13 protein-coding genes are annotated in these 13,771 nt (G+C 68.9%); 7 read left to right on the forward strand and 6 right to left on the reverse strand.

The annotated features are described in order from the left end of the window. Positions 1–186: 186 nt before the first annotated feature. Both AC04L7_RS03750 and AC04L7_RS03755 read right to left on the reverse strand, forming a co-directional pair. Entirely contained in the window at positions 187–945 is a 759-nt protein-coding gene (locus AC04L7_RS03750; protein ID WP_296282797.1) for an ABC transporter permease, read from the reverse strand. Then, positions 945–1,844 carry an ABC transporter ATP-binding protein gene (locus AC04L7_RS03755; protein ID WP_296282796.1) on the reverse strand — a complete coding sequence of 300 codons (900 nt, stop codon included), beginning with the start codon at positions 1,842–1,844 and terminating at the stop codon, positions 945–947. The genes AC04L7_RS03750 and AC04L7_RS03755 overlap by 1 nt, the downstream gene beginning before the upstream one ends. Before the next feature lie 251 nt (positions 1,845–2,095). Between AC04L7_RS03755 and AC04L7_RS03760 the strand changes: the two genes are divergently transcribed. The 4 genes from AC04L7_RS03760 (at position 2,096) to AC04L7_RS03775 (ending at position 6,725) form a co-directional block, all read left to right on the forward strand. After that, complete coding sequence (locus AC04L7_RS03760; protein WP_475512543.1) at positions 2,096–3,340, forward strand: efflux RND transporter periplasmic adaptor subunit; 1,245 nt, start codon at positions 2,096–2,098, stop codon at positions 3,338–3,340. Between the two features lie 195 nt (positions 3,341–3,535). Further along, the gene (locus AC04L7_RS03765; protein ID WP_299347074.1) at positions 3,536–4,228 is read left to right on the forward strand and encodes an ABC transporter ATP-binding protein; all 693 of its coding nucleotides are present in this window, start codon (positions 3,536–3,538) and stop codon (positions 4,226–4,228) included. Between the two features lie 12 nt (positions 4,229–4,240). Then, on the forward strand, positions 4,241–5,401 hold the full coding sequence (locus AC04L7_RS03770; RefSeq protein ID WP_475512544.1) for an ABC transporter permease: 1,161 nt from the start codon (positions 4,241–4,243) through the stop codon (positions 5,399–5,401). 13 nt (positions 5,402–5,414) lie between these two features. Continuing rightward, complete coding sequence (locus AC04L7_RS03775; protein WP_299347076.1) at positions 5,415–6,725, forward strand: ABC transporter permease; 1,311 nt, start codon at positions 5,415–5,417, stop codon at positions 6,723–6,725. 42 nt (positions 6,726–6,767) lie between these two features. On the opposite strand, the gene AC04L7_RS03780 is transcribed toward AC04L7_RS03775, so the two are convergent. Together AC04L7_RS03780 and AC04L7_RS03785 are read right to left on the reverse strand one after the other, a co-directional pair. After that, positions 6,768–7,367, reverse strand: coding sequence for a nucleotidyltransferase family protein (locus AC04L7_RS03780; RefSeq protein ID WP_299347078.1), 600 nt, complete (start codon positions 7,365–7,367; stop codon positions 6,768–6,770). Next, entirely contained in the window at positions 7,364–8,323 is a 960-nt protein-coding gene (locus tag AC04L7_RS03785; protein ID WP_299347080.1) for an XdhC family protein, read from the reverse strand. Before AC04L7_RS03785 ends, AC04L7_RS03780 begins: the two co-directional genes overlap by 4 nt. Positions 8,324–8,494: 171 nt before the next feature. Here AC04L7_RS03785 and AC04L7_RS03790 point away from each other — a divergent pair, with 171 nt between their 5' ends. The 3 genes from AC04L7_RS03790 (at position 8,495) to AC04L7_RS03800 (ending at position 11,805) form a co-directional block, all read left to right on the forward strand. Then, positions 8,495–8,953 carry a (2Fe-2S)-binding protein gene (locus tag AC04L7_RS03790; protein WP_299347082.1) on the forward strand — a complete coding sequence of 153 codons (459 nt, stop codon included), beginning with the start codon at positions 8,495–8,497 and terminating at the stop codon, positions 8,951–8,953. A 63-nt stretch (positions 8,954–9,016) separates the two neighbouring features. Further along, complete coding sequence (locus tag AC04L7_RS03795; protein ID WP_299347083.1) at positions 9,017–11,209, forward strand: xanthine dehydrogenase family protein molybdopterin-binding subunit; 2,193 nt, start codon at positions 9,017–9,019, stop codon at positions 11,207–11,209. An 8-nt stretch (positions 11,210–11,217) separates the two neighbouring features. Then, positions 11,218–11,805, forward strand: coding sequence for a hypothetical protein (locus tag AC04L7_RS03800; RefSeq protein WP_299347084.1), 588 nt, complete (start codon positions 11,218–11,220; stop codon positions 11,803–11,805). Between the two features lies 1 nt (position 11,806). On the opposite strand, the gene rarD is transcribed toward AC04L7_RS03800, so the two are convergent. Next, on the reverse strand, positions 11,807–12,727 hold the full coding sequence (gene rarD / locus AC04L7_RS03805; RefSeq protein WP_475512545.1) for an EamA family transporter RarD: 921 nt from the start codon (positions 12,725–12,727) through the stop codon (positions 11,807–11,809). Then, positions 12,724–13,632, reverse strand: coding sequence for a drug/metabolite exporter YedA (gene yedA, locus AC04L7_RS03810; protein ID WP_475512546.1), 909 nt, complete (start codon positions 13,630–13,632; stop codon positions 12,724–12,726). Before yedA ends, rarD begins: the two co-directional genes overlap by 4 nt. Positions 13,633–13,771: the final 139 nt, after the last annotated feature.

Here is a 13,771-nt window from a genome sequence, read left to right on the forward strand (position 1 = left end):
CGCCCCAGTCGGCATTGGACGGCACCAGCACCGGGATGAACAGGAACACCAGGTAGCCCAGCAGGAAGATGGGCATCCAGCCCAGGCCGAGCGCTTCGGGGACCAGCCGATCGCGCAGGCGCGTCAGCGGTGCGATCAGGGATGAGGGCGGATGCTGCATGGACGACTCCTGGTGCCGGCGCCGGCTCACCGCACCAGGCGGCGGCGGGCGAGCACGAAGAACAGTGCGGTGATGGCGGCCAGCACGGCCACGTGCAGCGCCAGCGTACGCCCCGCCCCCACGCCGACGGCCTGCTGCGCGATCTGCGCCAGATGATACGCCGGCCATGCGGGCGCCAGCGTCTGAAGGATCGTCGGCAGCATCGCCAGCGGCACCCACAGGCCCGACAGGAACGCCATCGGCAGGTAGATGAGGTTGATCAGCGCCGGCGCGCCGCGGCCGCCGACCAGCGTACCCAGCCACAGGCCCAGCGCGCTGAAGGGCAACACGCCGACCAGGCACGTCGCCGCCCACGCGGCCCATTGCGCGGCCGACAGCTGCACGTGTGCCACGCCGGCCGCGAGCGCGGCGAGCAGCAGCAGGATGATCGCGGCGAACAGCAGCGCCATGGCCATCTTCGCGACGAGGTACGCGCCCGGCGGCATCGGCTGCGCGCGCTTGAGCGTCAGCAGGCCCTGCTCGCGGTCCATCGCGACAGTCACGCCGAAACCGAACAGCGCCACGCCGATCACGCCGAACACGCCATAGCCGGCCAGCATGTAGTGCGCAGCGACCGGTCCGCCCTTGCCGCCGAGCAGCACGCCGAACAGCAGGTAGAACACGGGCGGGAACAGCAGGCAGGGCAGCGAGAACGACGGTGTGCGCAGCAGGCGGAGGAATTCGTAGCGCGCTTCCAGCAGGTAGGCGCGCGTGGACGAGAACGGAACGGTGGCGACGGTGTCCATCAGGCGGCTTCCTTCTGCGTATCGCGGGTGAGGGCAAGGAAGGCTTCGGCCAGGCCGGCACGCTGCACCTCCAGGTCGGACAGCGCGGCATCTTCATGCAGCAGGCGCCGCACTACGGATTCGGCGGCGTCGGCGACGATGTCCAGGCGCGCGCCGTCGCGTTGCGCCAGCTGCACGCCCGGCCATGCCTGCACGCGCTCGGCCGGCAGCGCGCTGGTGCAGCGGATGCGGCGCTGGGACACATGGGCCCGGACCTGCGCGACGGTACCTTCCGCCACGATGCGCCCGTGGTTCACCACCACGACCCGATCGGCGAGGGCTTCGGCTTCTTCCAGGTAGTGGGTGGTCAACAAAACCGCGCACCCCTGCGAGCGCAGTTCGCGGATCGCCTTCCACAAGGTCTGGCGCGCATCGATGTCCAGCCCGGTCGTGGGCTCGTCGAGGAACAGCAGCGCCGGCCGCCCGCAGACCGCGAGGGCGAACTGCACGCGCCGCTGCTGGCCGCCGGAGAGCTGGCCGTAGCGACGCGCCATCAGGCCGTCCAGTCCGGCCAGCGCGACCAGGTCGGCGACGCTGCGGGGCTGCGGGTAGTACGCCCGCGTGAGGTCGAGCAATTCGCGGACCTTCAGCGTGTCGGGTACCGCCGCGGCCTGCAGCATCACGCCGGTACGCCGGCGTGCCGCCAGGTCCTGCGGCGGCAGGCCGAACAGGTCCGCCGTGCCGGCATCGGGCCGCTGCAGACCCAGCAGCAGGCTGATGGCGGTGCTTTTGCCTGCCCCGTTCGGACCGAGCAGCGCCAACACCTGGCCGGCGGGCAGCGCCAGGTCCAGGCCGTCCAGCGCCAGCGTCCTGCCGTAGTGGTGGCGCACGCCGCGCAGGCGGGCCAGGGGAAGGGACATCGTGCTTGCCACGTTCATGCGACGGTCTCGTCGGAGGGTGCGGCCATCGTGCCGCGGCATCGTCGCCGTGATGAGTGCAGGCCCTCAGGCGAATCAGGTGACAGGTGTCACTGGGATGCCACCGTCCATTGCCCCACGATGCATCCCGTGGAAGGCCCGGACCGGCCATCCCGGCACGAAGTGACTTCCGGCAACTAGGCTTCCGTTACCCTTGCTGGTCACACTTCCCCGCATTCACCGTCTGGATACGCATGAATACCTCTGCCGACCTGCTGAAGGAACTCCGCATCGATCGCAAGGCGCCGCCGCCGGAGCCCCGGTCGCGCCGCGGCCTGTGGATCACGCTGGGCGTGGTCGTCGCGCTGCTGGTGCTCGCCGCCGCGGGCTGGGCCATGTTCGGCCGCGAGAAGCCGCTGGAAGTGCGCACCGCGTCCACCGTGGCACTGGGCAACAACGCCGCATCCGCCTCGGTGCTGGATGCATCGGGTTACGTCGTCGCGCGCCGCATGGCGACCGTCTCCGCCAAGGTCACCGGCAAGGTGCAGGAAGTCCTCATCGAGGAAGGCATGCGCGTGGAAGCGGGCCAGGTGCTGGCGCGACTGGAACCGATCGACGCCGATGCCGACCGCGCCCTGTCGCAGAGCCAGTTGCAGGCCGCGCGCAGCCAGACCGGCGGCGTGCAGGCGCAGCTGGTCGAAGCGGAAGCGAACGCGCGCCGCCTCTCGTCGCTCGTCGCCCAGCAACTCGTGTCGAAGGCGCAGTACGACCAGGCCGTCGCGCAGCGCGACCTGCTGCGCGCGCAGCTGCTGACCGCGCAGCGCAACGAACGCACGGCCGCCGACCGGCTGAAGATCGCCGACATCGGCCTGGACAACACCATCGTGCGCGCGCCGTTCGCCGGCGTGGTGATCGCCAAGGCCGCGCAGCCGGGCGAAATTGTCTCGCCGCTGTCGGCGGGCGGCGGCTTCACGCGCACTGGCATCGGCACCATCGTCGACATGGAGTCGCTGGAAGTGGAAGTGGAGGTCAACGAGTCCTTCATCGGCCGCGTGCAGCCGAAGATGCCGATCCAGGCCACGTTGAACGCCTACCCGGACTGGCAGATTCCCGGCGAAGTGRTCGCCATCATTCCCACCGCCGACCGCAGCAAGGCGACGGTCAAGGTGCGCGTGGCGCTGAGCGTGAAGGACCCGCGCATCGTGCCGGACATGGGCGTGCGCGTGAGTTTCCTGGAAGCCGCCAAACCCCAGCAGGCCGAACAGCCCAAGGGCGTGCGCGTTCCCGGCGCCGCCGTGGTCGAGCGCGAGGGCGCACAGGTGACCTTCGTGGTCGGCGACGACGACACCGTGCAGCAGCGCAGCCTGAAGGTCGCCGGCAAGCTGGGCGACGACGTCCACGTCACCGACGGACTGCAGGCTGGCGAGACCATCGTGCTGGACCCGCCTGCCGAACTGAAGGACGGCGCCAAGGTCGTGCTGGCCGAAGACGCCAAATAGACGATCCGCTGCGTGAGGATCTTCCTCTCGCGGCGAATCACCGGAGTATCCGCGCCGACCCAACGGCGCGTGTCGATCCCGGACGACGCCATCCGTCGTCCTGACGGACGGACCGTGTCCATCGAGGACCGGATCCGCCCTGTTCGAACCGCAGCATCGCCGTTCGCCTTCCCGCCTCCAACAAGGACCTTGCCGATGTCTTCCCTGGTTTCCATCCGCAACCTCACCAAGACCTACCAGCGGGGCCCCGAGAAGGTGCAGGTGCTGCACGGCATCGACCTGGACATTCCGCACGGCGACTTCGTCGCGCTGATGGGTCCGTCCGGTTCGGGCAAGACCACGCTGCTCAACCTGATCGGCGGTCTGGACACGCCCAGCGGCGGCGAGATCGAGATCGAAGGCCAGCGCATCGACCGCATGAACGACGGACAGCTCGCGCACTGGCGCAGCTCGCATGTCGGCTTCGTCTTCCAGTTCTACAACCTGATGCCGACGCTCACCGCGCAGCGCAACGTGGAGTTGCCGCTGCTGCTGACCAAGCTGGGCGGGGCGCTACGCAAGCGCAATGCGGAGATCGCACTGCAACTTGTCGGCCTGGCCGACCGCAAGTCGCACCGCCCGAACGAGCTCTCCGGTGGCCAGCAGCAGCGCGTGGCCATCGCGCGCGCCATTGTGTCCGATCCGACCTTCCTGATCTGCGACGAACCCACGGGCGACCTCGACCGCCAGTCGGCCGAGGACATTCTCAACCTGCTGCAGATGCTCAACCGCGAACACGGCAAGACCATCATCATGGTCACGCACGATCCGAAGGCGGCCGAGTACGCCACCCACACCATCCACCTGGACAAGGGCGAGCTGGCCGACGCTCCGGCCGGCGCGCACTGACCGGAGGCGGCCATGAAATATTTCTCGCTGATATGGTCGGCGCTGTTCCGCAGCAAGACGCGGACACTGCTGACCCTGCTCTCGGTGGTCGCGGCGTTCCTCCTGTTCGGCCTGCTGGATTCGGTGCGCGTGGCGTTCAACTCCGGCGGCAGCGTGGCCGGTGCGGATCGCCTGGTCGTCGCCTCGCGGCTGTCGATCACGCAGATGCTGCCGTACAGCCTGTCGGCCCGCATCGACGCCACGCCGGGCGTGAAGAAGAGCGCCTACGCGGCGTGGTTCGGCGGCATCTACAAGGACCCGAAGAACTTCTTCCCGAACTTCTCGGTCGGCCCCGGCTACCTGGACATGTATCCGGAATACATCATCGACCCGGCGCAGGTGAAAGCCTGGGAAGCCGACCGCACCGGTGCCATCGTGGGCGAGAACCTCGCCAAGCGCTTCGGATGGAAGGTCGGCGACACCATCCCGCTGCAGGCGACGATCTTCCCGCAGAAGGACGGCAGCAACGCGTGGCCGCTGACGTTGCGCGGCACGTTCAAGCTCGCCGACAGCAAGCGCAAGGGCGAAGAGAACCAGTTGCTGTTCCACTGGAAGTACTTCGATGAGGCCAACCAGTACGTCAAGGGCCAGATCGGCTGGTACATGGTGAAGCTGGACAACGTGAACCACGCGACGCGCGTGGCCAATGCGATCGATGCCATCTCGGCCAATTCGGCGCACGAGACCAAGACGCAGACCGAGCAGGCCTTCAACCAGTCCTTCGCCAAGCAGTTCGCCGACATCGGACTGATCGTCACCGCGATCATGGCGGCGGTGTTCTTCACCCTGCTGCTGCTGACCGGCAACACGATGGCGCAGGCGGTGCGCGAACGCGTCCCGRAGCTGGCCGTGCTGAAGACACTGGGCTTCACCAACGGCACCGTGCTGGTACTGGTGCTGGTGGAGTCGGTCCTGCTGATCGTGCTGGGCGGCGTGCTGGGCATGGCGATCGCCTCGGCGCTGATCCCGGTGGTCAGCGGTGCCAGCAACGGCATGATCGCGCTGCCCACCATCCCGGCCCAGACCTGGGCCGTCGGCCTGGGGCTGATGGTCGCGATCGGGCTCATCGTCGGCGCCTTGCCCGCGACGCGTGCGATGCGTTTGAAGATCGTCGATGCACTGGCCGGCCGCTGACAGGAGACATGACATGAAGAAGCAATGGTTGGGCAACCTCATCTCCATCGTGGCGCTGGTCGTCGGCCTGGGCGTGTGGGTCGTGCTGCCGTGGTTCGCGGTGCTCGGCATCGCCGTGGCGCTGGTACTGTGGCTGTTTCTCACCCGCAGCGGACGGCTGTCGCTGGAGGCCGCGAAGATCGGCATCGCCAGCCTGCCGCAGCGCTGGGGCGCGTCCTCGGTGATCGTGGTCGGCATTGCCGGCGTGGTGGGCGTGCTGGTGGCGATGTTGGCGATGGGCGAAGGCTTTTCGGCCACGCTGAAGCAGACCGGCGGCGAGGACACCGCCATCGTGCTGCGGGGCGGGTCGCAGGCGGAGACCAACTCGGTCATCAGTCGCGACCAGGTGCCGCTGATCTCCACGCTGGCCGGTGTCGCCAAGGGCAAGGACGGCCGTGCGCTGCTGTCGCCGGAACTGTCGCAGATCGTCAACCTGCCCACGGCGAGCACCGGCGAAGACGCCAACGCGCAGTTCCGTGGCGTCAGCGAGGCGGCGTGGTCGATACGTCCGCAGGTGAAGCTGGTCGAGGGCCGCAAGTTCAACGTCGGCGTGCGCGAGATCGTGGTCGGCCAGGGTGCGAAGGGCCAGTACCGCGGCCTCGACGTCGGCAAGACGCTGAAGCTGGGCAACCAGGAGTGGACGGTGGTCGGCGTGTTCGCCTCCGGCGACGCGCATGATTCGGAACTGTGGACCGATATCGACACACTGTCGTCGGCCTACGATCGCCGCGCCTACCAGTCGGTGACGGTGCGCACCGAAGGCAAGGCCGGCTTCGACCAGTTCAAGCAGGCCATGGAGAACGACCCGCGCCTGAAACTGGATGTACTGACCACGCGCGACTACTACACCAAGCAATCCACCGGCCTGAACACGCTGATCAAGGTGCTCGGCACCGTCATCGGCACCATCATGGCCATCGGTGCCGTGTTCGGTGCGCTCAATACCATGTACGCCGCCGTCGCCGGTCGAGCGCGCGAAATCGCCACGATGCGTGCGATCGGCTTCCGTGGGCTGCCGGTGGTGATGGCGGTGATGCTGGAAACCATGCTGCTGGCGCTGCTCGGCGGCGTGCTGGGCGGACTGATCGCATGGGGAGTGTTCAACGGCTACAGCGTGGCCACGCTGGGCAGCAACTTCAGCCAGGTGGTGTTCCAGTTCAAGGTCACGCCGGAACTGCTGTGGAGTGGCCTGAAGTGGGCGCTCGGCATCGGTCTGGTCGGCGGGCTGTTTCCTGCACTGCGCGCGGCGCGACTGCCGATCACGCAGGCATTGCGCGCGATCTGAGGCGGGTGACGGGGCGCCGGCGCTGGCCGGCGCTCTCCGCCGTCAGGGATCAATCCATCCGCGCGACACGGCAGCAGCCAAGTCGGCCGGTGTATCCACATCGAGCAACAGATCCGGCGCATCGCACGCGATCACGCCCACGCCCGCCGCGTTCAGCACGTCGCGCAGTCCGCGATCGCCCTGCAGGCTCCTGGCGGCGCGCAGCATCGGGGCGGCGATGATCGCGGGGATGCCGACGCGATCGCCGAAGCGCGTCGCGGCCGATCCCGACGGCGCGCGATGCGAGGCTTCGCGCAGTGCATGGAGGTGCGCGAGTTCGAGTGCGGGCTGGTCGCATGTGAGGAACAGCGTCGCATGGGGATGCGCGGCAAGTGCATCCGCGGCCACGCGAACGCTCCTTGCCAGACCCTCGTCCCAGTGCGCATTGGCCACGCACGCCACCGGCAGGTCGCTGACGCACGCCGCGATGTCGCCGGCATGCGCACCGACGACGACCAGCACGCGCGAGGCGCCGGAGGCGAGCGCCAGTCGTGCCGCACGATGCACCAGCGTTTCACCCTCGCGCGTCAACAATTGCTTCGGCCGGCCCAGGCGCGCACTGCCTCCCGCGGCCAGCACGACCGCCGCATGCGGCGCGCTCATGCAGGCTCGCCGTGATGCCAGGCCTGCAACTGCGCAGCGATACTCAGGGCGATCGCTTCAGGCCCCTGCCCGCCCAGTTTCAATCCGATCGGCGACCGCAGGCGCGGCGCCAGCAGGGCGTGCAGATGTGCGGGAAGCACTCGCAGCAGATCCTCGCGCCGCCGGACCGGGCCCAGCAGGCCGATGAAGGGAATCCGGGTGCCGGCCAGCGCCGCCAGGGCTTCGCGGTCGTGTTCGAAATGATGGTGCATTACCAGCGCGGCATCGGGCGCGGGCTCCAGCGCGGCGAGCGCGTCGTCCGGCGACAGGATGTGCCACCTATCGGCGATCTCGTCGGCGGGAATCCAGCGCGCGCGGCGCTCCACTACGGTGACATGCCAGCCCAGCTGGCGCATCACCGTCACCAGCATGCGCGTTTCCGGGCCGGCGCCGAAGATCGCCACGCGTGGCGGGGGCGGCACGGTCACGTCGCCGGCGATGTCCGCATGCGCGGCAGGTGCCACGGGTAGCGTCCACCGCCGGTGTGTGTCGCCGGCCTGGGCCAGCACGTCGCCCTCGGCAGCAACACGCAGCGTCAGCGGGCCTGCGCCCTGCCACCACGCCTGCACCACCTGCGACCATCCCGGCAGGCGATCCAGCGGCAGCAGGGCCAGATGCAGGCGACCGCGACAGCCGACGGCCGACCCGGCGAAGAGGTCCTCGTCGTCGCGCGTGTCGATGTCCATCGCATCGAGATGGCCCTCGGCAACCGCATGGCGCGCACGACGCGCGATCTCCGGCTCCAGGCAGCCGCCGCTCAACCAGCCGGTCTGTGCATCGTCCGCAGCGAACGCGGCCATCGCACCCTGCCGCACGTAGGTCGAGCCTTCCGTGGCGATGACCACGACCAGCGCACTGCCGTCGCCGGCCTCGCTGGCGCGCGCGGATACTTCCAGAGGATGGCGATGGACCGACATGCTCACCACGATGGCGCAAGCACGGGGGCGAAGGCAACGGTCCGCGCGCCGGCAAGGGCATCGGGCAAGCATGCCGCAGGATCGTGCAAGCCGCCGCGCACGCTTTCACTGGCACGCTACGGAGGCACGGAGTATCGTCGCCGAGTCCCACGCCGCCGCCAGGGAGTGACCATGAAGTTGAACGTCAACGGGTCGGAGCGCGAAGTCGACGCCTCCGATGACATGCCGCTGCTCTGGGTCCTGCGCGACCTGATGGGCCTKACCGGCACCAAGTTCGGTTGCGGCATCGCSCAGTGCGGYGCCTGYACCGTGCACGTCGATGGCTCGCCCCTGCGCGCCTGCGTGACGCCCGCGTCGGCGGTCGCCGGCAAGAAGATCACCACCATCGAAGGGCTGTCGGCCGATGGATCCCACCCCGTGCAGAAGGCGTGGGCGGAACTCGACGTGGTGCAGTGCGGCTACTGCCAGTCSGGCCAGATCATGTCGGCGGCGGCGCTGCTCGCCGTGGTTCCCACGCCGACCGACAGCGACATCGACCACGCACTGTCCGGCAACCTCTGCCGCTGCGGCACCTACCAGCGCATCCGCGCCGCCGTGCACCGCGCCGCCGAGCTGGGCAAGGAAGCGTGACCCCATCCCGCCGCGGCAGGCGATGCCGTGGTCCCGATCCGATGTTCGACGGAGGTCGTGTCCGTGAACCTTGAACTGAAATCCTCGCGCCGCGGCTTCCTGCGCTCCACCGCGCTCGTCGGCGGCGGCCTGATCGTCGCCATTGCCGTGCCCGGCGCCCGCCGCTTCGCGTGGGCACAGGAAGCGCAACCCGCCGCCGCGGCCGCCTTCGCGCCGAACGCGTTCCTGCGCATCGCCGCGGATGATTCGATCACCGTGCTGCTCGCGCATGCCGAAATGGGCCAGGGCATCTGGACCACGCTGCCGATGCTGATCGCCGAAGAACTGGATGCCGACTGGTCGAAGATCCGCGTCGAACACGGTCCCGCCGACAAGGCCTACACCAGCCCGGTGTTCGGCATGCAGGGCACCGGCGGCTCGACCACGACGTGGTCCGAATTCGACCGCTACCGCCAGGCCGGCGCCGTCGCGCGCACCCTGTTGCTGCAGGCCGCAGCGGCACGCCTCGACGTGCCGCTCACCGACCTGCGCACCGAGAATGGCGCAGTGGTCTCGGGCACGCAGCGGCTGCGCTACGGCGAACTCGCCGATGCCGCCGGCAAACTGCCACCGCCCGACCCGAAGACGCTGACGCTGCGCGACCCCAAGGACTGGAAGCTGATCGGCAAGGCGACCAAGCGCCTGGATACGCCGGAGAAGATCACCGGCAAGGCCGTGTTCGGCATGGACGTCCAGTTCGAAGGCATGCTGACGGCGGTCGTGCTGCGCTCGCCGGTGTTCGGCGGCCAGGTGAAGTCGTTCGACGCCACCGCGGCGCGTGCCGTGCCCGGCGTGCGCGACGTGGTGCAGGTGCCCAGCGGCGTGGCCGTGGTCGCCGAGCATTTCTGGGCAGCCAAGCTCGGCCGCGATGCGCTGCAGGTGGTGTGGGAGGCCGGCGAAGGCGCCAAGCTCGACAGCGCCACGCTGCGCCAGCAGTTCTCGCAACTGGCGACCGAGGACGGCCCGACCGCCGTACGCGCGGGCGATGTCGTGGCCGGCCTCGGCAAGGCCGCCAAGACCGTCGAGGCCGAATATGCCGTTCCATACCTCGCGCACGCGGCGATGGAACCGCTGAACTGCACCGTCAAGATCGGCGACGACGGGTGCGACATCTGGTGCGGCACGCAGTTCCCCACGCTGGACCAGAACAGCACCGCGAAGATCCTCGGCATGCCGCCGGAGAAGATCCGCATCCACACGCCGTTCCTCGGCGGCGGTTTCGGTCGACGCGCCACGCCGGACTCGGACGTCGTGTCGGAAGCCGTGCACGTGGCCAGGGCCGCGAAGGCGCCGGTCAAGACGGTATGGACGCGCGAGGACGATACGCGCGGCGGCTACTACCGCTCGGCGTTCGTCGAGAAGATCAAGGTCGGCCTGGGCGAAGACGGCCTGCCGACGGCGTGGCACCAGGTGATGGTGGGCCAGTCGATCATGGCCGGCACGTTCATGGAAGCCATGATGGTCAAGGACGGCATCGACGCCACCTCGACCGAAGGCGTGGCGAACTCGCCTTATGTGCTGGGCACGCCGGCGCACCGTGTCGACCTGCATTCGCCCAGGACCGGCATTCCCGTGTTGTGGTGGCGCTCGGTGGGGCACAGCGTCAACGGTTTCGTGATGGAGAGCTTCGTCGACGAACTGGCGCATGCCGCCGGCAAGGATCCCGTCGAGTACCGCCGCGCGCTGCTGAAGGACCATCCACGTCATCTTGCGGCGCTGAACCTGGCCGCCGAGAAGGCCGGCTGGTCCTCGCCCGCCGCGCAGGGACGCGGACGCGGCGTCGCCGTGCACGAGTCCTTCGGCAGCTACGTCGCGCAGGTCGCCGAAGTCTCCGTCGAGGACGGCCAGGTCCGCGTGCACCGCGTGGTCTGCGCGATCGATTGCGGCGTGGCGGTGAATCCCGGCGCCGTCGCGGCGCAGATGGAATCCGGCATCGTCTTCGGCCTGGGTGCGGCGCTGCATGGCGCGCTGACGTTGAAGGAGGGCCAGGTGCGGGAATCGAACTACCACGACTACCGGGTGTTGCGCCTGCACGAAATGCCGAAGGTCGAAGTCCACATCGTGCCGAGCACCGACAAGATGGGCGGCGTGGGCGAGCCCGGCACGCCGCCGATCGCGCCGGCCGTGGCCAACGCCGTGTTCGCGCTCACCGGTCAACGGTTGCGCGAGTTGCCGCTGCGCCTGCCGACGCCCGCCTCCTCCACGCCCACTGCCTGAGGCCTGCCATGCGCATCCTGATGATGTCGTTGACCGTCCTTTTGCTCGTCGCGTGCAAGCCGCGTGTCAGCGAGGAACAGAAGGCACAGGCGCTGACCGCCTTCGCTACCGTGGAAAAGGTGTTCCAGCACCCCCGTTGCAGCAACTGCCATATCCCGGGCGATGCGCCCCTGCAGTTCGATACGCAGACGCCGCATGCGATGAACGTCGCACGCGGACCGGAGGGCAAGGGCGCGCCCGGCCTGCCGTGCTCGACCTGCCATGCGGAACAGAACGCACCGGCGAGCTACGGCCCGCACGCACCGCCGGGGGCGCCGCACTGGCAGCTGCCGCCGCCCGACCACAAGATGGCGTGGATCGGCCTGCCGGCCGACCAGCTGTGCGCGATGATCCAGGACAAGAAGCGCAACGGTGGCCGCGACTTCGATGCGCTGGTCAAGCACGTGGCGGAAGACAAGCTGGTGTTGTGGGGCTGGAATCCCGGCGGCGAGCGCGCGCCGGTGCCGGTGCCGCACGATCAGTTCGTCGCCGCGTTCAAGACGTGGACGGCCGCAGGGGGTCCTTGCCCGGCGCCTGCGGCGAGGACGCCCGGCTGAATCAACGCCCCGGTGCGGTCGCCACGACCGCATCGCGGCGACGTGCGCGCCACAGGCCATCGGTCGCGAAGATCAACAGTCCCGTCCAGATGGCCGCGAACCCGATCGCGCGTTCGATCCCGAAGGATTCTCGGAACACCAGCACGCCCAGCAGCAGCTGGATGCTCGGCGCGATGTACTGCAGCAGCCCCACCAGCGACAGCGGAATGCGCCGCACGCCGTAGGCGAAGCCGATCAGCGGTACCGCCGAAACCACGCCGCCGAACACCAGCAACAGGTCATTCTTCCAGCCGTAGCCGCTGACGAAACCGCCACCGTGCCCGGTCTCGCTCCAGACCACGTAAGCCAGCGCGGGCAGGAACAGGTACAGGCTTTCGACCCCCAGCCCGGCGACCGGATCGACCGCGACCAGCTTGCGAACCAGGCCATAAACGCCGAACGAGAACGCCAGCCCCAGCGCGATCCAGGGCGGCGCGCCGGCCTGCAGCGTCAGCCACGCGACGCCCAGCAGCGCGAAACCCACCGCGACCCATTGCGCCGGCGAGAGGCGTTCGCGCAGCACCAGCACGCCCAGCACCACGTTGATCAGTGGGTTGATGAAGTAGCCCAGGCTGGTTTCGACCACGTGGCCGGCGTTGACCGCCCAGATGTACAGGCCCCAGTTGAATGCGATCAGCAGGCTGCTGATGCCGAGCAACGGCACGGCGCGCGGCTGCGCGCGCACCTGCTGYCACCAGCGACGTCCGTTCTTCAGCAGCAGCCAGCCGAGCACCAGCACGGCGCTCCACACGATGCGGTGCGCGATGATCTGGAACGACGGCACTGCCTTCAACAGGTGCCAGTACAGTGGCACCACGCCCCAGATCAGGAACGTGCCGGCGGTGATCGCCAGGCCCTTGCGATCGATCGGCGCGGCGCTCATTTCGCCTGCCGCGCGCGCGCCAGCGTGATGACCACCACGCCGGCCAGGATCACCGCCATCGCGCCCAAGTCGTGCGCCGTGAACGTCTCGCCGGCGATGAACGCACCCAAGGCGACCGCGATCACCGGATTGACGTAGGCGTAGCTGCCCACCAGTACCGGGCGCGCATGGTGCAGCAGCCAGACGTACGCGGTGAACGCGACGATCGAACCGAACACCGCCAGATACGCGACCGCCAGGCCACCGCCGAGCGTCCAGTCCCCGGTATCGAAGCGCTCGCCGTGCAGCAGGCCTGCGGCCACCAGCATCACGCCTGCGGCGAGCATCTGCGCTGCGGCCGTCATGAACGGCGACGGCAGGTCGCGGCCGCGCGACCAGATGGAGCCGTAGGCCCAGGCGATCGGCGCGACCAGCAACAGCACCAGCCCCACCGGCGAACCGGTCAGCGAGCTGCCGGCGTTGAGCCACACGACGCCGGCGAATCCCACGACGATGCCCAGCCACTCGCCCTTCGTCGGATGCTGGCCGCGCATCGCGCCGAACAGGCCCATCCACAACGGCATCGACGCCACCGCCACGGCCGCCAGGCCGGACGACACGGTCTGCTCGGCCAGCACCACCATGCCGTTGCCCATCAACAGCAGCAGCGCACCCATCACCAGCAGGTTCTTCCATTGCGCGCGCGTCGGYGGCGCGACACCACGCCAGCGCAGGAACAGGAACATCACCATCCCGGCCGCGACGAAACGGCTGCCCGACACCATCAGCAGCGGCGGAAAGCCACCTTCCAGCGCGAAGCGGATGCCGAGGTAGGTCGAACCCCACACCACATRGACGATGGCCAGGGCGATAGCGACAGCAAGACCGCCACGCGCGGGCGCGGCGGCGGGAACGGACGAAGTCATGGGGGAACCATGGGAAATGCGGCGTGGTGCAATTCTAGGCCAGTCGCTGTCACGCAACAGGCCGAAAGCGCCCTCGGGTCGTTGAAACCTTTCCGGACTGCCTTGAATTCCGTTCAAGTCTCGACCCGGAAACCTGTAG

The organism is Pseudoxanthomonas sp. LjRoot204_2, from assembly GCF_056175765.1.